The sequence below is a fragment of the Breznakiella homolactica genome (assembly GCF_016616095.2).
In the GTDB taxonomy this organism is placed as follows: domain Bacteria; phylum Spirochaetota; class Spirochaetia; order Treponematales; family Breznakiellaceae; genus Breznakiella; species Breznakiella homolactica.
In genome coordinates this window covers 3,654,773-3,677,711 of sequence record NZ_CP067089.2, presented here as the reverse complement: position 1 = coordinate 3,677,711, position 22,939 = coordinate 3,654,773, and the positions used below count along the sequence as shown (strand labels likewise).

16 protein-coding genes are annotated in these 22,939 nt (G+C 56.4%); 12 read left to right on the top strand and 4 right to left on the bottom strand.

What is annotated here, in order from left to right:
* The first annotated feature begins 12 nt into the window (after positions 1-12).
* The 6 genes from JFL75_RS16585 to JFL75_RS16560 are packed head-to-tail and all read left to right on the top strand — an operon-like array spanning position 13 to position 6,767.
* On the top strand, positions 13-741 hold the full coding sequence (locus JFL75_RS16585) for an RDD family protein (RefSeq protein ID WP_215627787.1): 729 nt from the start codon (positions 13-15) through the stop codon (positions 739-741).
* Entirely contained in the window at positions 738-1,703 is a 966-nt protein-coding gene (locus JFL75_RS16580; protein WP_215627786.1) for a stage II sporulation protein M, read from the top strand. The genes JFL75_RS16585 and JFL75_RS16580 overlap by 4 nt, the downstream gene beginning before the upstream one ends.
* Positions 1,696-3,213, top strand: coding sequence for a hypothetical protein (locus JFL75_RS16575; protein ID WP_215627785.1), 1,518 nt, complete (start codon positions 1,696-1,698; stop codon positions 3,211-3,213). The genes JFL75_RS16580 and JFL75_RS16575 overlap by 8 nt, the downstream gene beginning before the upstream one ends.
* A complete protein-coding gene (locus JFL75_RS16570) occupies positions 3,206-4,474 on the top strand; it encodes a DUF4350 domain-containing protein (protein WP_215627784.1) in 1,269 nt (422 codons plus the stop codon). The genes JFL75_RS16575 and JFL75_RS16570 overlap by 8 nt, the downstream gene beginning before the upstream one ends.
* A complete protein-coding gene (locus tag JFL75_RS16565) occupies positions 4,474-5,448 on the top strand; it encodes an AAA family ATPase (RefSeq protein WP_215627783.1) in 975 nt (324 codons plus the stop codon). Before JFL75_RS16570 ends, JFL75_RS16565 begins: the two co-directional genes overlap by 1 nt.
* On the top strand, positions 5,445-6,767 hold the full coding sequence (locus JFL75_RS16560; protein WP_215627782.1) for a DUF58 domain-containing protein: 1,323 nt from the start codon (positions 5,445-5,447) through the stop codon (positions 6,765-6,767). Before JFL75_RS16565 ends, JFL75_RS16560 begins: the two co-directional genes overlap by 4 nt.
* A 103-nt stretch (positions 6,768-6,870) precedes the next feature.
* Here the strand turns inward: JFL75_RS16560 and JFL75_RS16555 are convergent, their stop codons facing one another.
* From JFL75_RS16555 to JFL75_RS16545, 3 genes are read right to left on the bottom strand one after another with little or no spacing between them, the layout of a single operon-like run.
* Complete coding sequence (locus JFL75_RS16555) at positions 6,871-8,052, bottom strand: TraB/GumN family protein (protein ID WP_215627781.1); 1,182 nt, start codon at positions 8,050-8,052, stop codon at positions 6,871-6,873.
* Positions 8,049-9,107 carry a DHH family phosphoesterase gene (locus JFL75_RS16550; RefSeq protein WP_215627780.1) on the bottom strand — a complete coding sequence of 353 codons (1,059 nt, stop codon included), beginning with the start codon at positions 9,105-9,107 and terminating at the stop codon, positions 8,049-8,051. The genes JFL75_RS16555 and JFL75_RS16550 overlap by 4 nt, the downstream gene beginning before the upstream one ends.
* A gap of 1 nt (position 9,108) precedes the next feature.
* On the bottom strand, positions 9,109-10,575 hold the full coding sequence (locus JFL75_RS16545) for a tetratricopeptide repeat protein (protein WP_215627779.1): 1,467 nt from the start codon (positions 10,573-10,575) through the stop codon (positions 9,109-9,111).
* Positions 10,576-11,163: 588 nt separating this feature from the next.
* On the opposite strand from JFL75_RS16545, the gene JFL75_RS16540 reads away from it, so the two are divergent.
* Positions 11,164-12,957: a hypothetical protein gene (locus JFL75_RS16540; RefSeq protein WP_215627778.1), complete on the top strand. Its 1,794-nt coding sequence runs from the start codon at positions 11,164-11,166 to the stop codon at positions 12,955-12,957.
* A gap of 49 nt (positions 12,958-13,006) precedes the next feature.
* Here the strand turns inward: JFL75_RS16540 and JFL75_RS16535 are convergent, their stop codons facing one another.
* Positions 13,007-15,400: an asparaginase domain-containing protein gene (locus JFL75_RS16535; RefSeq protein WP_223292686.1), complete on the bottom strand. Its 2,394-nt coding sequence runs from the start codon at positions 15,398-15,400 to the stop codon at positions 13,007-13,009.
* A 166-nt stretch (positions 15,401-15,566) separates the two neighbouring features.
* On the opposite strand from JFL75_RS16535, the gene JFL75_RS16530 reads away from it, so the two are divergent.
* From JFL75_RS16530 to JFL75_RS16510, 5 genes are all read left to right on the top strand, one after another.
* Entirely contained in the window at positions 15,567-16,955 is a 1,389-nt protein-coding gene (locus tag JFL75_RS16530; RefSeq protein ID WP_215627776.1) for a hypothetical protein, read from the top strand.
* On the top strand, positions 16,942-17,328 hold the full coding sequence (locus JFL75_RS16525; RefSeq protein ID WP_215627775.1) for a hypothetical protein: 387 nt from the start codon (positions 16,942-16,944) through the stop codon (positions 17,326-17,328). The genes JFL75_RS16530 and JFL75_RS16525 overlap by 14 nt, the downstream gene beginning before the upstream one ends.
* A 105-nt stretch (positions 17,329-17,433) precedes the next feature.
* The gene (locus JFL75_RS16520; protein ID WP_215627774.1) at positions 17,434-18,801 is read left to right on the top strand and encodes a hypothetical protein; all 1,368 of its coding nucleotides are present in this window, start codon (positions 17,434-17,436) and stop codon (positions 18,799-18,801) included.
* Positions 18,802-18,998: 197 nt separating this feature from the next.
* Positions 18,999-22,130: a chromosome segregation SMC family protein gene (locus JFL75_RS16515; RefSeq protein ID WP_215627773.1), complete on the top strand. Its 3,132-nt coding sequence runs from the start codon at positions 18,999-19,001 to the stop codon at positions 22,128-22,130.
* A 141-nt stretch (positions 22,131-22,271) separates the two neighbouring features.
* Positions 22,272-22,934: a lysoplasmalogenase gene (locus tag JFL75_RS16510; protein WP_215627772.1), complete on the top strand. Its 663-nt coding sequence runs from the start codon at positions 22,272-22,274 to the stop codon at positions 22,932-22,934.
* The last annotated feature ends 5 nt before the right edge of the window (positions 22,935-22,939 follow it).

The following is a 22,939-nucleotide window of genomic DNA, read 5'->3' as shown; positions in this document are numbered from 1 at the left end:
CGCAGGAAGGTTTTGGAACATTTACGGGACACATCGCGCAGAGTGGAAACTCCTGAGGGGATTGAATTTACCCTCTACCCCGCCGGGCTGATGATCCGTCTCTGCGCGTACGCCATAGACGAATTGGTTCAATACGCGATACTGCTGTCGGTATACTTAACCGCGGGGACCCTCGCGGAAATAACCGGGACCTGGCTCCTGATGATCATGATTTTCCTGGTAAGCTGGTTCTACCATGTTTTCTGCGAACTCACGTTCAAAGGCCAGAGCCTGGGAAAGAAAATAATGGGGCTCAGGGTTGTCCGCAGCGACGGCTCGCCGGTTAATCCCGGGTCGTCGTTTCTGCGGAACCTGCTCCGTTTCGCCGATACTTTTATGTTTCTGTATTATATTGCCCTTTTCTCCATCAGCCTCAGCCCCGGATTCCGGCGCCTCGGGGATTGGGCCGCGGATACCCTGGTGGTATACACATCCAATTCGCTTGCACCCACACGGCGTTCCAATATGGCATGGCTCTCACGGTTTGAAATCATACGCCCGTCCCGGAATTTGTCCTATGAGGAAAAACAGACCATCCTCATGTTCGCCCGCCGGTATCCTCTGCTCGGCCAGGACAGAGCCGAAGAACTGGCCCGCATATACGCTCCGGTACTCAGGAGCGGCGGCACAGCCTGGGAGTCGAAGTCCGACGCGGAGTACCTGCTGGGGATTGCCCGGGGATTAAGCGGGGACCGGCCATGACCCAGGAACGTTTCTTGGAACGGCGTCAGGCCTCGTGGGATAAAATTGAAGGCATCGTCAACGGCAGCGCAAAAAACATCCGGAACAACGCCGCATGGTTTCCCAGGGCGTTCCGCGAGCTGACCCAGGATCTCAATACCGCACGGGCGCACGCGTTTGACCCGGTTATCATCGAACGGCTGAACCGTCTGGTGCTTGAGGGAAACCAGCTCCTCTACGGCCAGCATTCCTGGTCGGTTAAAGGTCTGGTGGATTTCATCCTCCGTACGTTCCCCCAATCAATAAGAACCCATTGGAAAGGAATCGCGGCGGTACACCTGATTTTTTACGGCATCATGCTTTTTACCGGATTCCTCTGTGTACGGTTTCCGGAAATGGTATACGAAATCATGGGGGAACGGCAGGCCTGGAACATGGAACAGATGTACGACCCCGAAAGCGACCACTTTCTGGAACCCCGGGATGTGAGCGGCGACGCGGATATGTTCGGATTTTATATCTACAATAATATTTCCATTGCCTTCAGGAGTTTTGCCGGCGGTATTATTGCCGGGGTCGGCAGCCTTATCATACTCGCCTTTAACGCGGTTTTTCTCGGCGCCGCCGCGGGGCATATAATTAACAGTGGATTCGCCGAAACGTTTTTCGGTTTTATCATCGGACACAGCAGTTTTGAACTGACCGCGATTGTGCTGAGCGCCTTCGGCGGGCTGCAGCTGGGATACCGGCTTTTTATAACCCAGGGATTGACCAGGGCGGCATCCATGCGCAGGGCGGGAAAAACCGTTATCCCCATTATCAGCGGCAGCGCCATCATGCTGGTCATTGCCGCGGTAATCGAAGCGTTCTGGTCTTCCCAGCATCAGTTTCCCATGGCGCTCCGCCTGGGCGCCGGGATCGCCGGATGGGTTCTGCTTTTTCTGTATTTCATCTTAGCGGGGCGCGGGAAAAGCCATGACTGAACCGGGAATAAATTTCTTCAGGCTGCGCCAGCGGAGCAGCTGGGAAGCCGCCGACTCGGGACTCCTGCTCTGGCGGAACGGACTGGGGCTTTTCGCGCTGCTCCTGGGAATCCCCCTGATTATCCTGGCCGCCGCGGCGTACGCTATGCCGGACTGGACAAAGCCCTGGATATTCATTGCCCTCTGGTGGCTCAAACCGCTTTTTGACCGGCCGGTGCTCCACAGTATCTCGGTCCGTTTCTTCAATCCCTCCGCGTCGCTGAAACATATTATGAAGGGGTATTTCCGTTCCCTGGTAACAGCCCTCCCGGGAGACCTGCTCTGGCGGCGGTTCAGTCTCTGGCGTTCCGGCCGCATGCCCGTACGGGTTCTGGAACGCCAAAGGGGAAAGAAAGCACGGCAGCGCATCCGGATACTGGAACGGGGCGGACTGGGATTCAGCGTTCTCGTAACCCTCCTCGGGATTGTTCTGGAGACAGCCCTTTTGGTCGGGGAAATTTTCTTTTTTATTGCCGTTATGGATTTAACCCAGGCGCCTTCTTTTTCCACAATTTGGGAATCCCTGGACACCTACGAAATCCTGCTGATCAGCGCGATGACGGTGAATCTTTTCATCGTCGAAACCCTCTATGTGTGTATGGGTTTCGGGCTGTATATCAACAGCCGGCTGGAAACCGAAGGCTGGGATATTCAGCTGGAATTTTCATCCTTCGCCCGGGAAAACAAGCCTGCTTCTTCGGGAGGAATACATCCCGCGGTAAAATCCCTGGCCATGGTTTGTATACTCGCCGCCGCCCTGCTCTGTTCCGTGCCTCATCTCACTGCGCAGGAAAATTCCGGCAATCCGGAAGCTCTCTCCGCGGAAGCCGGGGCCGTTCCCATGGATACCCTTGAGGAAGTTCTGGCGTCTCCCGATTTCGGGGGCGAACGGAAAACCTGGACGATCCAGCTGAAGGATCCTCCGGAACAGGGAGAGTCCCCGGATTTTGACATCCCCGACTGGACGGAAGCCATAAAGCGCGGATTCGGTTACTTCATACGGACACTGCTTGTCGCGGCAATCGGCGCCGCGGTGGTCTATGCGGCGTACAGGCTGTACCGGTACAGCAAACTGCGGACGGGGCAGCCCTTCCGCAAAACATCCCGGATCGCTCCGGATGCGGGACCGGACAGTCCCGAAGCCCTGCTGGAACAGGCCAGGAAATATTTTGACCAGGGATTTCTGCGGGAAGCCTGGGCCAGCTGCGTGGCCGCGGCGGAAGGAACCTACGAAATACAGGGGGGGCTCACGTTCCCCGCGGACGCGACGGAATACGAATGCCTCGCCATGGTAACGCGGTCCGGCGCTCCCGGCGCGGAAGGATTCGGAACGCTTATCCGGGTCTGGGTCAGCTTCGCCTATGGAGGGAAGGCTCCCGCGCCGGAAAGCTTCGAGGAGACCCTGGCGTTCTGTTCGGCCCTGCAGGAACAGCTGCGGGCGGGGGATTCCCAAGGGGCCTCCCATGCGTAAATACGGGGCTGTCTTTTTCATAATTATCAGCACCCTGGCGGTGCTTGCCGTTCTCGGGTATACGTTTTTCGAAATTGTGCCAACCACGCGGTACACCCGGCCCAGCAGAGAGTCCCGGGCCAACGAATACCTTGCCCTGGAACGGTGGCTTACCCAGACAGGCCACCCGGTAAGAAAAACCCAGGATCCCGCCGCCGCGGACAATATTTCCGGCGTACCCGAAAAAACCGTCTTCATCCAGGCTTCCTATATCGACTGGCCGGAACAGACATTCCATACTCTCGAATCCTGGGTCCGGAACGGGGGAAATCTGCTGGTTGCCCTGGATACTACCTGGAACTCCGAAAACGTCCCGGGACTGGTCCTCCTTTTCGAAAACCTGGGAATCAACGGAAGCCGTTTTTTCTATGATGCTGATATTGCGGCTGCAGAAGAAACAACGGAAGAAGAAGCGGAAGAACCGGATTCCCCGGAAGAGCAGGAAGCGCCTGAAGAACCGGAAAACACCGGGGATATCCCGGAAGCTACTCCTGCGGCTGAGGCGGAAGAAGCCGCGGGTGAAGCCGCCGATACCGCGGTGTACCCTAATTTCGATTACTTTGCCCGGTTTACCCTGGAAACCGAACTTCCGGGTACTGAGTACCGTACGGACAGAAGCGGTACCATACGGCTTGTGTCCGTTCCCCTGGGCGACGGTTCCGTGACAGTCCTCGGGGAGCCCTATTTTATGCGGAGCCGGCAGCTCAGACGGGAACAGAACGCGGAACTGAGCTGGGAACTTACCGGAGCCCGGGATACCCGCGGCGAAGGGATACTTTTTATCCGGGGAAGGAAACTGGCCGAAGGGGCGCTGGGTAAATTCGCCGAACGGGGCAACTTCATACCGCTGATTGTTTCCTGTATACTTCTCATAGTTGTGGGCTTCTGGATGGTAATTCCCGTATTCGGGAGGCTCATAGGGGAAGAAGAACTTCCGGGCAAACCCATAGGCGAGCGGTTTCTGTCGGAAGCCCGGTTCCTGAAAAAATACGGCAGCCTGCCGAGCTACCTGGAGACGTATTCCCAGGCCATACAGCACCGTCTGAGGACAGCCTACGGCGAAACATCCGGGAACACGGCGTCGCTGTGCGCCCGGCTGGCCGCTGTCACCGGCCTGGATGAAAAAGAAGTCATGCCCATAATCGAACCGCCCCGCCATATCAGGGGCAGGGATTTTACCGTATATATGAAAACCATAAACCACATAATGGAGCGTTTGTAATGGAAAAAACCGAGTATACCATTGAATCCGCCGCCGCGGCCATCGAAACAATCAGGCAGGAAATAGCCAAAGCATTTATCGGCCAGCAAGCCCTGGTGGAGCGGTTAATGATAAGCCTCCTGGCGGGGGGACATATCCTGGTCGAAGGGGTCCCCGGCCTCGGAAAAACGCTCCTGGTCCGTTCCATTGCCCGGGCAATCGGCGGGGATTCAAAGCGGGTACAGTTTACGCCGGACCTTATGCCCAGCGACATTACGGGAAACATCATGCTCAACTCCGCCACCGGGGATTTCGTGACAAAAAAAGGACCGGTCTTTACGAACCTGTTTATTGCCGACGAAATCAACCGGGCCCCCGCAAAAACCCAGGCGGCGCTGTTTGAGGCCATGCAGGAATTCCAGGTGAGCCTCGACGGTACAAGCCACCGGCTGCCGAACCCCTTTATGGTGCTGGCCACCCAGAACCCCTATGAGCATGAGGGAACCTATCCCCTGCCGGATGCCCAAAAGGACCGGTTTCTCATGAAGGTTCTCGCGGAATATCCTTCGGAAGATGAGGAAAAGGAAATGGTTGCCCGGGTTCTCTCCCAGGGTACCGGGGCGGAACTTTCCGTGGGAGACGTTTCCGCGGTCATAAGTACCGAGGCATTCCGGGATATCCAGAATCTGGCCGCGGGCATCAGGGTCGATCCGTCGCTGATCGATTACGCGGTGCGGCTGGTCAACGCCACCCGGTCGGTGCCGTCCCTCCAGGCAGGCGCCGGCCCCCGGGGAAGCCTGGCGCTGATCCGCTGCGCCCGGGGAGTGGCTCTTATCCAGGGCCGGGATTTCGTGATTCCCGATGATATCAAAGCAGTGGCCTCACCGGTTCTGGCTCACCGCCTGACACTTTCCGCCGAAAGCGAACTGGAAGGGCTTACGGAAGTGCAGATTGTTGAAACCCTGGTGGCAAAAACCGAGGCGCCCCGGACATGAAACCGGGACGAAGCTTATTCATAGCCGCCCTTCTGTGGCTCGTACTGGGGGCGGGAGCGTTTTTTTCGGAATCCCTTTCTCTGGTCTGGTTCCTGTCGGGGGTGACACTGCTCCCGTTTTTAATTGCGGACGCGCTGTTTCTGGTGTTTTTTACCGACCGGCTTTCGTCGGAACGGAAAATAAGCAATTCCCTTGCCCTGGGTCAGCCCGCCGCGGTTCAGATTTATCTGCGGCGGAACGGAAAGGGCATCATCCCCTTCGGCATCACCCTGTTTGATATGTATCCGGCTTCGATGAAATGTCAGGCATTCCCGGCGAGGCTGGACCGGAAACTCCTCAAAGAGGGAGCTTCTATCTTATTTGAATATCAGCTGATCCCCGCTGAGCGCGGCCCCTGGGAATTTGCTTCCCTGGAACTGCTCCTGGCTTCTCCGCTGCGTTTCTGGCGCCTGCGGACGGTCCACGAAACGAAAAACACAGGCAGGACATACCCGGATTTCAAAAAACTTATCGGTTCCGGAGGTTTGGATATCCGGGCGCTGATGGAAAAGACGGGATTGAAAAATATCCGCAAACGCGGACAGGGACTGGAGTTTATGAGCCTCCGGGAATACCAGCTTGGGGACCCGGTTAAAAACATCGACTGGCGGGCCACCAGCCGGCGGCAGAAACCTATAATCCGGGAATACCAGGAAGAACAGGACCAGCAGATCCTGATACTCCTCGACTCGGGATACCGGCTCCACCGCAGGGAAGGGGAATATACGCAGTTCGACAGCGCCCTTAACGCTTCCCTGCTCCTGGCCTATGTGGCGCTTAAACATGAGGATACGGTGGCCATGGCAAGCTTCGGGAACGGAGAACGGTGGCTGCAGCCCCGGAAGGGTATGAGTACGCTGACGGCACTCATGAACAGCCTCTACGATCTTCACAGCGCGCCGGTGCCGTCGTCCCCGTTTTCGGCCCTGGAAACGGCCCTTTCCCGGCTCAACCGCCGGACGTTTATTGTACTTATCAGCAATCTGCGGGAGGAAGACGGTGAATCCCTTTCCTGGATTCTGCCCCGGATACAGCGGCGCCATTTGTTCCTGGCGGTAAGTCTCAGGGAAAAGGAAGCCGAGGAACTGAGCCGCAAAGTTCCGGTTACTCTGGATGACAGCATGGAAAAAGCCGCGGCTTTTTCTTATCTGTACAGCCGGAAACAGCTGTACAAAACCTGGGAACATTCGGGGCTCCTCACCATGGAAGCTTCCGCAGAGGAACTTTCATCGGAACTCATTAACCGGTACCTCAGCCTCAAACGGTCGGGGCAGCTGTAGGGATCCGGTATTTTCGGAAGGAATAGTCTCCGCAGCATGGGAAAAACGGAATTTGCCCCTCCGTGCTGCGGGACTGTGGTATCGTGATAATGCGGTTACTCTGTTATTTTACCAGGAGAGCCGCCAGGGACGGAATCGAAATAAAGTTTCCTATGGCTCCGCCCAGGGAAGAAAGAAAAAATACCAGGAGCGCTTTGGTAATCCGGTTCCGGTAAATTCCCCGAAGGCTGGTAATATCATCGGAAATGTTCTGGGCATCCACGACCCGGGGTTTCCGCATGGTTGCTTCGGTGACTCCCGAAAGAAGCCCCACGGCGATAAAAGGGTTGATCGTGGCGATGGGCGCGCCCAGGAAGGAAACCAGGATCGACAGGGGATGGCCCAGGGCGAGAAGCGTACCCAGCGCTGCCAGGGAGCCGTTGAGAAGAACCCACCGCAGAAGCATGGCCAAACTGACACCCGCCCCGGCCCGGAAAAATCCCGCCACGATGAGGGCGACAATAAGCAGGGGAATGATCCAGCCGGCGGCTTTTGAAAGAAATGAGCGCGGGGGAATCTGGTTGAGGGCGGACACGTCCTGCCCTTCCTCACCGGCGGCGATTTTTTCGAGATGCTGCTTTACGCCGCCCATATGGCCGGCGCCGATAACCGCCACGGACTTTTTTCCGCCGGCAGCCCATATTTTCGCCGCCAGATACCGGTCCCGTTCGTCAATAAGCGTACCCTTTACGGAAGGAAGGTATTCGGCGAGTTCCGTCATCATGCCGTCAAGCTCGCTGCGGTTCTTAAGGTTTTCAATTTCCTCCGGGCTCATTTTCTCCGTGGTAAACGCGCTGGAAAGCAAGGAAGCCAGGAGTTTGCATTTGCTCCAGAAATTGCAGAACCCCCAGGCTCTGCGGAGGGTTATCTGTACCTCCCGGTCACAGAGGGAATAGGGAATTCCGAGTTCCTTAGCCACTTCCACGGCTTCCCGCATTTCTTCCCCGGGTTTGACCCCCAGTTCCTGGCCAAGCCGCCGCTGAAAGCTGGAAAGAACCAGATTGGCGATAAGGAGAAACCCCTTGCCTTCCCGGAAAACCTTTACCACATTGAGTTTTTCCCAGTTTTCCTTTTCGGTCATGGAAGTATACCGGCCTTCGTCCAGTTCGACGCATACCATATCGGGTGCTGAGTCCCGGATAACCTGACTGACTTCGTCAATGCTGTCTTTTGATACGTGGGCGGTGCCGATCAGTATTATTTCCCGTTCACCAAGCTGAATATTCATGCGGGTATCGTTGCTCATTGATTCTCCTGGGCGTTTTCAACGGCTTCCACAAACCGCTGAAAAAGAATTTCTTCACTGGTTTCTTTTGACGGGTCCAGATCTCCCCCGGCCATGTGATCGTGGCCGCCGCCCTGTCCGATATCGGTAAGGGCGTCCTGGATTACCTTTGCGGCGGAAATATCCGCCACCCTGCTCCGTACCGAAACATGGTGGCGCTCCCCCTGGTTCTCGATAATCACGGATACGGAAATCTCCCTGAGACGCAGGAAAAAATCGGCCAGGATGGAAACGACTTCCTGGGTGGTATCAATGGTAAGAACCGTAAAGAAAAGCCCGCCCTGGATCCGGGCGTTGGCGGCGGCCATCGCGAACGCCGGAAGATCCTTCTTGGAAAGGGATGCCTTAACCACCCGGGTCCCGAACTGCCAGTCGGCCCTGAAAAAGAGCCGGTGCAGGGCGTCGAGATCCGGAGGGCTGACCCGCCGGGACAGGAAATCCGTATCCATCTCTATGCCCATGAGGAGCGCCGTGGCGGTATCCTTGTTGGGAAACAGTTCCGCTTCGTCCCAGTAATCGGCGATTATGGTCGCGCAGGAACCGTAGCTGGTACGGATATCCACAAAAGGGCAGTCCGGTTTTACGGAATTCGCGTGGTGGTCTACCACGCCGATAAGGTTATTGGTTATCTGGCGGGCATTGGTATTGTTGGGATTGCCGTCAACAACTATGCAGGGACAATCCAGGAGATCCTCCGGAGCCTGACCTTCCCGGACCCGGACCATGGGTATGTCCAGTTCGGTAATCATGGCCCACAGGGAGTGGCTCCGTATCAGACCCCGGTACAGGATCTGGGGCTGGAACCCGAACCGGCTCAGCAGTCCTGCCAGACCGAAGGCAGATGCCACCGCGTCGTGATCGGGGTAATCATGGGGCTGGATTACCACGGTTTTCTTGGGTTCCGGGGGCGCTTCTCCGCCGGCATCGGGTTTTTCATTTTTAACTGGATTCCGGAGGAAACAGGGAAGTTCGTCCAGGATACCGCGGAGGCGGGTAAACGCGTCGGGGGCTCCCATACTATCCTTTGAGATTCCTGGCTTCCAGAGCCATTTCGTTGAGCTTCCATTCCAGAATCATCGGACGGTTCATATCCTTGACCTGCAGAAAATACCTGTCCGCCAGGGATTTATTTCCCCGGATATCGTAGTATTCCGCCAGGTAATAAAGCATCTGCGCCTTTTTATCCAGGTCCTTTTCACGGTCAATACGGACCGCGATGTCCACATCCCCCGCCAGATCGTGGTACAGCCTGAGGAGGTACCATTCGATACTGTCCCGGGGAACGGTCCGGATGACCTGGGCCAGAAACTGTTTCGGATCCCCCACCCTTCCGGCCCGCATCCAGTTTCCCGCCACCAGGAAGGCGTAGGAAATATTCTGGGAATCGTATTTGTAGGCTTCCCGGAAAGCATCCCGGGCCTCGGCCCATTTTCCATTCCGCATCTTGAGAATCCCAAGCCCCTCAAAGGCAAAATAGTACTCGGGTTTCAGCTTGGTAAGCATTTCGTAATCGTGTTCAGCGCCGGTGTAATCACCAAGATCGTCCTTGATTCCCGCGCTGTATACATAGGCAAGAAAGTTATCCGGATCGATGGCTATCGCCCGGTTGAATTCATCCAGGGCTTCGGCCATCCGGCGGAGATCCAGCAGGGTGCTGCCCCGGTCAACCGCGACCCAGTAATTCCAGGGTTCAAGCCCCTTGGCTTTATCCAAATCAACCAGAGCTTCCTTGGGATAGCCTTCTTCCCGGTAAATCCGTGCCCGCTCGATCAGGGGTACGGTCCAGCCCGGATAGGCCGCAACCGCGTGGTTGAGAAGCTGTTCCGCCCGTTGGGGATCCCGGTTGTACCGGTACACCGCGGCCCGGCCAAGGAGCGCATCCCCATGGTCAGGATCAGCCTGAAGAGCCCGGTCGTAAAATGACGCCGCGTTCCTGTAGGATTTGGTATCCATGGAAAGATCACCCAAAGAAGTCAGGGCGTCGGCGTTGGCGGGATCTTTTTTTACAATCTGTTCCAGGAGAGCTTTCTGCTCCCGGGTCCGCCCTGAAAGGGCTTCCAGGGTTGAAAGCGCGTAAAGCGCGTCGGTATTGTCCGGCTCCGCGGCGAGAATGCCGTCGATTACCGCACGGGCGTCACCAGGTCTCCCGGCGGAGATCAGCACCGAAGCCTTTACAAGCTGAAGCCCGGAGGTATTGGCCTCTTCGGGATCTATAGTTTCGAATAATGCCAGAGCGCCGTCAAAATCCCCGGAGGCCAGCAGGTCCATCATCCTGCCGAGAATGGCTCCGGTACTTGTATCCGGGACATCCGGAGGCCGTTCCGCAGTTCCCGGCCGCTCCGGAACCGCCGTGCCTGAAGTTTCCGGCGGCCGCTCCGGGCTGGGGGTACCTGAACAGGAAAAAACCGCCGCCGTCAGCAGTACCAGCGCGGCGGTGCTTCCAAAAAACCGGAAGCTTACCAGTTTACGGAATGTATTGGTCATACGCATCATTCATTCCATATTATACAATCGCAGGGATCAGGGCAACTATGCGGGGGAGTACAGAATCTGACAATCCGGAAAGCACCCGGTGGATACCGGTGCCGCGGGTCCTGTCGGATAAAAATGGGTTTGGCTCCTCATCGGCCTGCGGCCTCGAAAGTCGTTCTTTCCAGGGACCCGGCGTTACCGTTACGGCCCGGGTGCGTTCCGGCTTAACCGGTTCTGTGCTGCCCTCCGCGGGAGGGCTGGGTATGGGGATATTTCCGGAAAGATATGGTACCTACAGATGGAGGTTCTGCCGCTGAGGCAGGCCAGCGGCAAAAAACCTCTCCCCATGACAGGGCAGCCGCAGTCCCCTCTTCTGTCGGAAAAAGGCAAAGAAACATAGGAGTATTGGTAACGCGGGGTGTCATGGAACACAGAGGAGGAGCGGCTTTCGAGGCCGCAGGCCGACGCGCCGCCATCCTCTGTGTTCCATGACAGGACCCCTAAACCAGTCATACCCATGTTTCTTTGTTTTTCCCAGAGGCATACCGCGGCAGCCCTGTCAGTTGAACATTAGCGATTCTTGCGGTATTGTAATCATTGATGAAGAAAGCTATTTTCCCCCGGTTTGTCGGCCTTTTTATCCTGTACGCCGCGGTCCTGGCAGGGTTAATCCTGATACAGTTTACGAAACGGAGCTCCTTTACCCAGCGGATAGGCGGCCTGGTGGTTTCCGGCTATTTCCGGGATGATACGGCAAATCAGGAACCCCCCGGCGGTTCCGAATACGCCCTGACAGGGGACTCCAGCGTTTTTTTCGGGGGAATGGAATTCCGGCTCTCCGGAAACGACGGCTTTACTGCGGATGACGGCAGCGCCGGGCCCTTCCAGCTTTTCCCGGAATCCATGGCCATCCAGGGAGAATCCGTGGTTTTCCGGCTTTCTGACGGATCATCCCTGGAATTCGCCACCTCCTACTCCGGCGGGAACCAGGAACTCCGCATCAGCGCCGCGATAAGCGGAAACAGCCAAACGCTGGAAATTCCGTACCGGCCGCTGCGCTCCTCCCGCTCCGGGGATGACCGGGACGGACAGCTGGTAGTTATTTCCGGGGGAGAAAAATATACCTTCATGAATTCCCGGCTTGACCATGAAGAACGGAAGGTGGTCCTGGCCCGGAATCTTCCCACCGCTTCCTACGGCATTATTCCCGAGCGGCTGCCCTTTGCGCCGGCGGATTATACCGTCGCGGGAGCGGAAAACACCGCGGCGTACAACCAGGCGGTGGGCCGGTGGCGGGATCAGGCTTTTTCCGTCTGGACCCAGACCGTGGGAAACAACCCGTCGGAAGACCTGGTTACGGCATATCTGGGTGAATCCATACTGCGGGGGACGTACAAAAGCGCCCTGGCGGCAATCCCCGGATCTTTCCTGAACAGCGGACAGCGGACCTACAACTCATCGGTGTACCTCGGACGGCTCGACACCGGGCTCCGGACGCTTTCGGCGTATGACCGGGAATTCCTGAGCCGGGTCTCCCGGCAGATAAACGAAAAATCCATGGATTTCCTCAAGGAAATTCATGTGGTGCATAACCTGTCAATCCGCGGGGCGGAAACCTTCATCACCGGCGCCGCGGACATGCTCCGAACCGCGGACCCGGCGGCGGTACAGTCCGATACGGTCCCCGGGCTGTTTGAGGGCTGGATCGACTGGAACAGCCTCTACCCCGGGCGGGATAACCCCTTTGACCGGTTTCTGGATCAAGGCTGGTTCATAATCACTGAATCAATGCAGAAAAGCCCCGACGGCAGGATTGTCTTTACCGCCCATAACGGTGAAGCGGACACCGAATACAATCTGCGCCTCGGCGATGCCCTGGCGCGGTACGGCCTTGAATCAGGCAGGCAGGACCGCGCCGCCATCGGCCGGTCCCTGGTATTATCCATGCTGAGCCTCGCCGGCGACGGGACAAGCGCTCCGGTAAAACTGCAGATAAACGACGACGGCACGATCCGGAATACCGCGGAGAACCGGGTAGAATCGGCAAAGCTGTACCATATCTTCAATCCCGGAGAATATTACCCCCGGGGCATTGCGGTGCCGGCGTCGCATAACGGCGTATGGGCATGGACCGCGGCATCGGCGGTAATCGCGGAGGAAAGCGGCGGGGTCCTGAACATTGCCGTGAGTTTTCCGCCGGGAGAAACTCATCACATGATTATCCGGGGAGTGCGGCCCTTCACCAAAATACAGCTGTACAACATGGATTACCGGACCGATCCCCAGTTTGAGCGGTACGATTCTTCGGGATGGGCCTATTCACCTTCGGAGCAGACCCTCATCGTAAAAATGAAACACCGGTCCGCGGTGGAAAATATACGGATATTCCAGTAAAAAAATTGTTCGATAACCGAAGTTATCGAACAGCTCTGATAAGCCCTGCTCAGACGGAAGCGGCCTCGGGGCCGGCGACTTCCATAAGTTCCGCCCGCTCCGATTCGCTGTCCGCGATAATGCTGGCCGCCAGGAAACGGGCCACCGCGGTCTCAGTGGTAAGAGGCCCCATGGGTACCGCCCCTTCCCGCCACAGTTCCTTGGAAGTACTGTACCCCGAAAAATCAACGATACCTTCCTGCTGGGATGTACAGTAGAAACAGGTCTGCCGCCGTTTTCCCGCGCTGAATGCCCGTTTGAGTGAATAGGGCCCTTCCCGGAAACCGGCGGTGCCGGTGTCGTAGAGTTCCAGAAAGAAGTTACGGACACCCTTGTCCATCAGGGAAATAAGAAAATCGCTTCGTATGCCGGGGTAAATCCGGATAACGCACATGGAGTTGGCGGCATCCTCCAGGAGCTGGGACAGCACGTACTGGTCCGCCTCCAGGGGGCCGGTGAGCAGAGAGGATCCGGAAAAGACCGGTTCCTTCATGTTCCAGTTTCTGAACCCGTCGGTGCCGATCCGCTCGAATTTGATATTCAGCGGGGAAAGCACCCTGCCCCCGTGGACGACGTACACACCCTTGGTTTTATCCACCGCAAGTTCGATGGCAGCCTTCATGGTGTCCGCCGCCTCGGAGGTCACCCCCGGCGGCGAGGACGACGCCGCCAGGACCACCGGCGCGTTGGCGTCCGCAAAAAGCCAGTACAGCAGCGGCGCCGTATAGGGCAGCGTATCGGTTCCGTGGGCCACCACAATACCGTTGGCTGTCCCGGAATTCAGTTTTTCCGCCACCGCCTCGATAAGCGCCGCCCAGTCGCTGGGGACAATTTCCTCCGAAAGGAGGCGGCCGACCTGGATCGATTCAAAACGCACCCGGGAATTGTCGGTCCCGGTATGACTGGCCAGCAGATCCCTGAGGACCTTCTCATCGCCGCTTTCAACGGCGCCGTCTTCGTTGATCCTCCCGGAAATAGCCCCGCCCATGGAAAGTACGTAGATCAGGGAAACCGAAAGCTGCTCCCGGAGCACATCCTTTACCAGGGACGGCTCCGCGAGCCCCGAGCTTTCGCGCATGACCAGCCCCGTAAGGAACTGGATGGGTCCGGCGTCGCCTTCCCTGATCCGCCGGACCTCCTCGGGATTGGCGGCAATAACCGCGGTTACAATTCCCTCTATGGCTTCCCGGTCCGTAAGCTGCTCCCAGCCCCGCTCCCTGACCAGTATTTCAGGATCCCGGTTTTCCTCCAGCACGGCGGTGATGGTCTGCTTGGCGATGCCGCCGTGGATACGCTTTTCATCCAGCATCCCGAGAACCGCGGCAAGCCGTTCCGGGGTAAGGGGACTGTTCATTGGGGTGAAATTAAGGCGCTTGAATTCCTTTATCACATAGGACGCCAGCCACTGGGCCGCTTCCTTGGGCGAAGCCCCCAGGGACAGGGTCTTTTCGTAATAATCCGCCCGGCTTTTTTCATCGCAGACGAATTCAGCCTGGGGAAGGGTCAATCCGTACTCCCGCATGAACCGGTCACGCCGGGGTTCGGGCAGCTCCACGGAAAAATTATCCAGCGCTTCCAGGATATCCGGCCCCGGAACAAAGGGCGGTACCCCGGCCACCGGTTCGAACCGGGGTTTCTCGTCGCTCTTCCGCTTCTGGTAGGATTCGGTAATGCTTTTGGCCTCGTTCCAGATCCGGCTCTCGGGGAGCACCGTCCCGCCGTTGATGAGGATCTCCTCCTGGCGGGTCAGTTCGGTATTGATGGCCTTCCACACGAAGTTGAATGAATTGAGGTTCCGGAGTTTGACGAAATTCTTCGGGATTTCCGGGTAAGGAGCGATGGCCACATAGGCGTTGCAGCGCATGACGCTTTCAACGGGAACCCCGGGAATAACCTCGAGATACTGGATACGCCGCCGGAGATCACTTAAGAAAACTTCAGCTTCTTCTCCTATTTCGAAATCAGGGGCGGTCCGTATCCGCAGGCTCGGCATGCCCGCCCGGGAATAATCCATCCGGGTTTCGCTGCCCGAATGGGTAAGGCGGCCCGCGTCTTCCTCAACCCGGACTTCGGCGATGCGGATCCGTTTTTTCCGCCGGTGGAAGCTGATATCCATGGCCCCGTCCACTCCAAGCTTTACCGAAAGCCGGGACAGGGAAATGCCGTCGGGGGTCTTCGGGGTGGAGAGATTGCGTTCGTAGGGGGCGTCCTTGATGATGGTCCCGCCCAGGCTCCGGATCACCGAATAGGCCTTCCGGGCGGCCCCGGAATTGAGGCTCGGCGCGGCCCCCGGTTCCTCCCGGCAGATCGGACAGGACAGGGCTTCATCTCCGCAGGAACAGAAGGTCTTTACCCCCGTAAGGAGAAGAATCCGGACTTCAAGGTAAATATGGGATTTATACACAGTTTCCAACCTCTCGTATTTATGATGGGTAAGGGAAAACATACTGTCAAGGGGGCAAAATACAGTGCAGGACCATGAAATTAACCGAAATTGCTGTATATTATTGTACATAGTAGCCGATCCGCTTATCTATGCATTTATTTCCGGTTCGGCATAGGAGTATGTTTTGAAAAAAACCATGGTACTTTACATAATTACCCCCCTGCTGCTGGCCCTGGCTTCCTGCGAGGACTCCGGCGGCGGAACTTACGCGGGCCGGAGCTCGCGGCAGTTCTACGCCCAGGATATTTACCAGTCCGAACTGCAGAATAAATCCGTTTACTACACCGTCAACGCGGTCCATCTGGCGGAAAACAGCACCTGCATTGTGTACGCCGACAGGAACGCCGGGGTCTCAATCGCCACGGCGGAGACAATCGCCGCGGAATTCCAGAACAATATTGTTTACAAGATAACAAATGCCTTCGGTCCGTTTGGGGATCTGGACGGTAACCGGAAACTAATCCTGCTGCTCCTGGATATCAGGGACGGGTATTCCGGGAGCGGTTATGTGGCGGGGTATTTTAATCCATCTGACATGTTTCAGCGTTCCACGAGATATCCCTATTCAAACCAGGCGGACATGATCTACCTCGATACGAATCCCGGCCAGCCGGGTACTACCGAGTTTTACTCGACCATAGCCCATGAGCTCCAGCACCAGATTAACTTCACTGCCAGTGTTGACTACCGGATAATCGGCAATACGATTTACGATATGGATACCTGGATCGACGAGGGGCTCTCCTCCGCGGCGGAATATATTTACCGGGGCGGCCACTACACCCAGCGGATCAACTATTTCAACAGCGACCGCGGTGGAACCATTTCCAAGGGGAACAACTTCTTTGTGTGGCAGAACGACGCCAATGTCCTGGACGAATACGCCACGGTCTATTTGTTCTTCCAGTGGCTGCGTATACAGTCCGGCGGTACAGGTATCTATAAAAATATAATACAATCACCCGATTACGATTATCACGCCGTTACGGCCGCCGCGACCTCTATCGGCGGACCTTATTCCGACTGGGGCACCCTCATGAGGGAATGGCTCCTGGCGAATTACGTAAACAGCGCCACCGGAACCCTCGGGTATAAGGGTGAAATACAGACCACTACCTACGCTATATCGGATAATACCAGGAACCTGCTGCCCGGCGAGGGGGTCTACAGTAAAATAAACACACAATTTGACGTAACCGACACAGGAAATATACGATATGCTGGGGCGACCAAGAATAGTACTTTAATTTCCACAACAACGCCTTATACCGGAACGCGGCTCCTTACGTTTAATTCCAATGACAGCAACGCGGTTTTCAACACTTCTGGAAATATCGTTTCTTCCGCCTACGAGACGGGGCAGCTGACCGGAAACGGAGACAGCCGGAGCGTCGTAGAAGCCGGCAGGCAGGCCTATCAAAATCCGGGAAAATACCCTGTGGACGCGGCGGCGATTCTCGGAGAACGGGAACGGACCTTTGACGGAACGGATTTGCTGTATGGAAAAAACTAGAATACTCGGCTTGGTCCTGGCGGCGGTTTTCTGCTGCGGGACCGCCGGGAACGTGTTTTCTATGGGAAAAAAGGACGTTCCCGAGACCCAGGAGGGGCTTACGGTTCCGGAAAAACCGGCAAAGGATCTGCCCACGGTCAGTGTCACGGGCCTGGTACGGCTGGTGGGAAGCAATCCGCTGCCCGACATAGTGATTTCCGCGGATGACGGCGTTCAATGGTATATTGAACGCCAGGACCAGAAGATACTCATGGATTTCCAGCAGCGGCGGGTTACCGTGGAAGGCAAAGCCGAAACGGAGGAACTGGTTCTGGCGGACGGACGGAGCGCGGGTATCCGCAATTACCTGCGGGAAATACGGCTCATAGAATAAACAGCCTTCTTTATTCATGTCATAAATACTCTGTTTTTTCTTGCCGTATTTGGTTAAATTCAATAATTTATCAAATACGTCTATTTAAAAACGGAGTTGCAGTACATGAAAACCATCCGCTTTTCTGTCACAGGATTGTGCCTGGCGCTATTGGCTGTTTCATGCAGTAACCTAAACACACGGATGGACCTCGACGACGGGCAGTTTTACGCCTATGATTTTACCACCTCCAGCTATTACACGATAAATACGGTTCTCCTGGCACAGAACAGCGTCTGCCAAGTATACGCCGATGTGCAGGCGGGCATTTCCGCGTCAACCGGAGAAAATATCGCGGCAACCTTTAAAAACGCGATTTACAATCAAATCACCGAAAGTTTCGGTAGCCCTATCGGTATTAACGGTAACAACCAGATAATCCTCCTGCTTCTGGATATCAGAGACGGGTACAGCAGGACGGCAGGGGGCGGCTATATTGCGGGGTACTTTGACCCTGACGACCTGTTCCAAAACCACGCCTATTCCAACCTGGGGGAACTGCTGTACCTGGATGTAAACCCCGGCACCCCCGGGGACAGTGAATTTTATTCAACCATCGCCCACGAATTCCAGCACCTGATCAATTACTCGGTGAGTTTAACCACACGGAAAAACGGATTGTATTTTTATCCCCAGGACACCTGGATCAATGAAGGCCTTTCCACCGCCGCGGAATACATATACGGAGGCAGCCAGACATCACGGGTATCCTATTTCAACGCCGATCCCATGGGGACCATCGCGAAGGGAAACAACTTTTTCGTGTGGCAGGAGGATGATTCGGTATTGGATGAGTACGCCACGGCGTATCTTTTTTTCCAATGGCTCAGGATCCATTCCAGCAAAGGAACCGGGATATACAAGGATATAGTATACTCTCCGTATTACGACTACCAGGCGGTAACCCAGGCGGCCGGCACCCAGATCAACGCGGAATTCAGCTCATGGACCGCGCTGATCCGGCAATGGCTCCTGGCCAATTACGTCAACGCGTCCTCCGGCACCCTGGGATACAACGGTGAAATACAGACAAGGACGGCTGCCGTATCCGCTGCCAGCATTCTCCTGGCCCCCGGTGAAGGGGTATTCAGCGGTATACCCGCCGGAGGCTCCTTTACCCCGCCGGGGACGGATTCATCCATTGCCTACGCGGGGATTACCAAAACCGGAACCATATCCGGTACCGGAGCCTATACCGGAGACCGGCTGCTCACCTTCAATAAAAACAGCCAGGCCTATATCCACCATAATGGCACCGCTGAAATCGACACCGGTTCCTACGGGACCGGGTATCTCACCGGGCACGGAGACGCCGCCCGGACGGCCCGTTCCGCCTACAGTATCCCGTTCCGGTATCCCGTGGATCCCCGGGGTTTAAACAGCCAAAAGGGTATCCAGTCCGGACAGGCAATACCCCTTCCGGCGCGGGAATAATCCCCAATTTCCGCAAAATTCACTACAATTCACCCCCTTTCTTGACCCCGGCCTCCGGCAATGGTAGAGTATACGCACGTATAGCATTTACCCACGGGCTCTTTTCTGCTATTTTTATATAAGGAATATACAGTCCGGCTGTGTATTATTTAAAAAAAGATGCGAATTTCTGGAAAAGTCATAAACGGAGAAAGCCTTTGTTCTTAAAGAGCCTTGATATATTCGGATTCAAGTCCTTTGCCGACCGTACCCGGGTCGAATTCGCCGATGGGATTACCGCCCTCCTGGGCCCCAACGGCTGCGGAAAATCAAACGTGGTGGACGCCATCAAGTGGGTACTCGGCGAACAGGCGTCCAAGTCCCTCCGGGCCGAGAAGATGGAAGACGTTATCTTCAACGGAACGGAAAACCGGAAGCCCCTCAACGTCGCCGAAGTCACCCTGACCCTGGCCAACGAAACCGGCCTCCTCCCCATCGACATGCCGGAGATTCAGATTAAACGGCGGCTCTACCGGTCCGGGGAAAGTGAATATTATATAAATTCCACCCCTTCCCGGCTCAAGGAAGTCCGGGAACTGTTCTGGGATACCGGCGTCGGCAAAGCCGCGTATTCGGTGATGGAACAGGGGAAAATAGACCAGGTCCTTTCGTCGAAACCCGATGAAAGGCGGTACCTTTTCGAGGAAGCCGCGGGAATCACCCGGTACAAGGTCAAAGGCGCCGAGGCCGAGCGGAAGCTGGCCAAAACCGAAGAAAACATGCGCCAGGTTGAGGGAATCCTCGGGGAAGTAAAACGGTCCTACGACACCCTCAGGGTTCAGGCTGAAAAAACCCTCAAATACCGGGCGTTCAGGGACGAGATATTCGAATTTGAACTGGACATCCAGCTGCTCCGGCTTAAGCAGTTCCGGTACGAACGGGACCGGCGGAACGGGGATCTGGAGACCCGCACCAAGGAACGGGACCGTATCCGGGCCGAGATGGACGCCATCAACAAGTCCCTGGAAGAAAATATGGACGCGGTCAACTCCCTGGAGGAGAAGCTCGTTGAATACCAGAAAAACATCTACGGCCTGGCGGTAGAAAAAAACGCCAAGGAAAAAGAAGTAAAGCTCCTGGCGGAGCAGCGGAACGAGACCAAGGCGAAGATCCAGCAGGACGAAGGCCGGGAACGGGCCGTTCAGATAAAGATTGAAGAACTCATCGACGACGCGGAGGAACAGGACGGCGTTGTCCGGGATCTTCAGAAAAAAGTTGAGGACATCAGCAGCAATATCGCCTCCTTTGAGGAAAATATCCAGCTGGCATCCTCCCGGATCGGCGAGAACGATTCGGCGGTCCGCAAGGCCGAGGAGGACATCCACCGGGCGGAGCAGGAACGGGTTTCCCTGGAGCGGGAACTCGAAAGCATCACCGATGACATTGTCGCCGCCCTGGACGCGGGGCTTAAGGAAGCGGGCTATTCCGCCTCGGAACGCCGGTCCATAGAGGCTGAACTGAACGAATCCCTGGGATTGCTTAAGACCCTTCTGTCCGGCCGGGAGACTCTAATCCGGGATCTGGCCGCCGCCGCCGAACGGGCGGCGGAAGGCGGAAAACTGCCCGCCCCGGCGGAACTGAAGCGCATAGCCGACAGCCTGGCCCAGGCGCTGTCCGACGCGGCGGCCCAGAGCGGAAAGGCTTCCGAGCTTTTCGAATCCTACCGGAAAAGCACCCCTTCGTTTATTGACGAGTTCCTCGCCCCCGAAGGAATCATAACCAAAAAACGGGCCCTGGACGCGAAAATCCGGGAAACCCGGGAGCGGGCGGCGGAGCGGCGGAACCGTATCGCGGAACTGCGGCAGGATACTGAAAACCTCAATATAAAGATAACCGAATACCGGGCGACCCTGGAGGAACTCCGGGTCAGCCGGGTCCGCATGGCCACCCAGGCCCAGTCCGCCGAGGAACAGGCCAAGCTTATACGCCGGGAACTGGCGGGTCAGGAAAACCTGCTCAAAACTGTCCAGGACGAATTGTTCCTCAACCGGAAACGGTTCGACGAGATCGCCGAACGCATCGGCGACGCTGAATCGGATATAGCCGACATCGAGCGGAAGGGCATCCAGCTTACCGCGGAACTGGAAAAACTGGAAAAAGACATTGCCCTGAGAAACGGCGATGTGGCGGGAAAGCAGGAAACCATCAAACAGCGGATCCAGGAGCTGGCCAAGGTCCAGGAATCCCTGGAGAAAATACACCTCGATCTGGTGCAGTCGGAAACGGAAATCAGGAATATCCAGGACAACTTCCGGGAAACCCATTCCCGGGATCTCATGGAATTCGAGGAACGGATCTTTACCATAACCGTCCCGGCCCAGGAACTCCGGGAAAAACTGAGCGCCGCCAGATCGGGCCTCCGGGAACTGGGATCGGTCAATCTTATGGCCCCGGAAGAATTTGCCGAGACAAAAGAACGGTACGATTTCCTCTCCAGCCAGCTGGAGGACCTTGCCAAAGCCCGGGACGACCTGGAGCGCATCACCGCGGAAATCCGGGCGGAATCCTCGGACCTGTTCCTTTCAACCTACAATAAAATAAAGAAAAATTTCCACAACATGTTCCGCCGCCTCTTCGGGGGCGGACGGGCGGAGCTCCGGCTCTCGGACCCCAACCACGTCCTGGAGTCGGGTATTGAAATATACGCCCAGCCTCCGGGGAAAAAGCTGGAAAACATTACCCTGCTGTCGGGGGGCGAAAAATCCATGACCGCGGTGGCCCTGCTTTTCGCCACCTACATGGTCAAACCTTCGCCGTTCTGTCTTCTGGACGAAATAGACGCGGCCCTGGATGAGCAGAACGTCCTCCGCTTCGTCCAGCTCCTCCGGGAGTTCGGGAGTACCAGCCAGTTTATCGTAATAACCCACAACAAGCGGACAGTCACCGGGGCCGGGACCCTTCTGGGGGTCACCATGGAGGAATCCGGGGTCACCAAAGTGATTTCGGTCCGCCTGGAAAATGACGAACACGGGGCTCCCGCCGAATCCATTCCCGATCCCGAGCCCTTTGAGGAAGAGGAAGTGGAACCCGAAGAAGGCAGGGAACTCCCCATCGGCATCGATGACCCGGCGCTGGTAAGCGAGGCGGAACTGCGGCCTATCCGGTCAGGCGGAAGCAAAGCCAAGGAGCATCCCGAACCCGCCGCGGAAGAAGCGCCTCCGGGTCAGCAGGATTTTCCGGCGGAAGATACCGGGGCGGAACAGCATGAGCCGGAAACACCCGGGGTTCCCGCGGAGCGGACCGACCCGGAAACCGGAGACACTGCCCCGGAAGAAAGCAGGCAGGAATAATAAAAACACCAGTAAGCGGATACCGGCGCTGAAGATCCCGGACCAGCCCTAATGTGACGCCCTTGCTTTTTCCGGTTTCATAACCATACTTAATAATGATTTTACTTTCCGCCGTGTGACTGCTGCCGTAAGGCGGAAGGGATGAACATCCAATGGAGGCCGCCGGTGACCGAGGTAGTGTTAGGATTATTTATCTGCAATGCTCTGCTGCATCTCGTTTTTTCATACCTTTCAATAAATATTCCCAGGGCAATAACCAAGGTCCTGATCATGCCGCTGCTGCTGCTGTTTTACCTGCTCACAGCCCGGGACCTGACCGTCATGGTCATCCTGGCGGCTGTCTTCGGATGGCTTGGGGATGTATTTCTGCTGAAAATTTCCAGTACCCGATTCTTCAGGCTGGGGCTGGCAAGTTTCCTTATCGGGCACCTGTGCTATATTCCGGCGATGATACAATTTACCGGGGATGTCCATGTGTTGGCCTTGGTGATTTCCCTGATTATCGCGGTTCCCCTGGCGTACCTGGTCATAAAATTCGTCAACCCCGACAAACCCATGCGGATTCCAGCGGCGGTCTATTCCCTGGTGATTGTGCTGATGAGTGTCACCGCCCTGCAGCTGATGCTCTTCCGCATGGACGGCCAGGGATTTGCCGTCTTTATCGGAAGCCTCTGCTTCCTCATTTCTGACAGCCTGCTGGCGTTTTTCACTTTCGGGACCATGCCGAAGCGGGGGAGTTTTTACATCATGCTGCCTTACATTCTGGCCCAGACATTCATTGTTATCGGCCTGGCCGGCTGCTGAAAATT

What these genes read in the sequence shown, in the direction of transcription:
- JFL75_RS16580 (WP_215627786.1), top strand. Translation starts at nt 738, where the DNA reads ATGACCCAGGAACGTTTCTTGGAACGGCGTCAGGCCTCGTGGGATAAA.
- JFL75_RS16575 (WP_215627785.1), top strand. Translation starts at nt 1,696, where the DNA reads ATGACTGAACCGGGAATAAATTTCTTCAGGCTGCGCCAGCGGAGCAGC.
- JFL75_RS16570 (WP_215627784.1), top strand. Translation starts at nt 3,206, where the DNA reads ATGCGTAAATACGGGGCTGTCTTTTTCATAATTATCAGCACCCTGGCG.
- JFL75_RS16565 (WP_215627783.1), top strand. Translation starts at nt 4,474, where the DNA reads ATGGAAAAAACCGAGTATACCATTGAATCCGCCGCCGCGGCCATCGAA.
- JFL75_RS16560 (WP_215627782.1), top strand. Translation starts at nt 5,445, where the DNA reads ATGAAACCGGGACGAAGCTTATTCATAGCCGCCCTTCTGTGGCTCGTA.
- JFL75_RS16555 (WP_215627781.1), bottom strand. Translation starts at nt 8,052, where the DNA reads ATGAGCAACGATACCCGCATGAATATTCAGCTTGGTGAACGGGAAATA.
- JFL75_RS16550 (WP_215627780.1), bottom strand. Translation starts at nt 9,107, where the DNA reads ATGGGAGCCCCCGACGCGTTTACCCGCCTCCGCGGTATCCTGGACGAA.
- JFL75_RS16545 (WP_215627779.1), bottom strand. Translation starts at nt 10,575, where the DNA reads ATGACCAATACATTCCGTAAACTGGTAAGCTTCCGGTTTTTTGGAAGC.
- JFL75_RS16540 (WP_215627778.1), top strand. Translation starts at nt 11,164, where the DNA reads ATGAAGAAAGCTATTTTCCCCCGGTTTGTCGGCCTTTTTATCCTGTAC.
- JFL75_RS16525 (WP_215627775.1), top strand. Translation starts at nt 16,942, where the DNA reads ATGGAAAAAACTAGAATACTCGGCTTGGTCCTGGCGGCGGTTTTCTGC.
- JFL75_RS16520 (WP_215627774.1), top strand. Translation starts at nt 17,434, where the DNA reads ATGAAAACCATCCGCTTTTCTGTCACAGGATTGTGCCTGGCGCTATTG.
- JFL75_RS16510 (WP_215627772.1), top strand. Translation starts at nt 22,272, where the DNA reads ATGAACATCCAATGGAGGCCGCCGGTGACCGAGGTAGTGTTAGGATTA.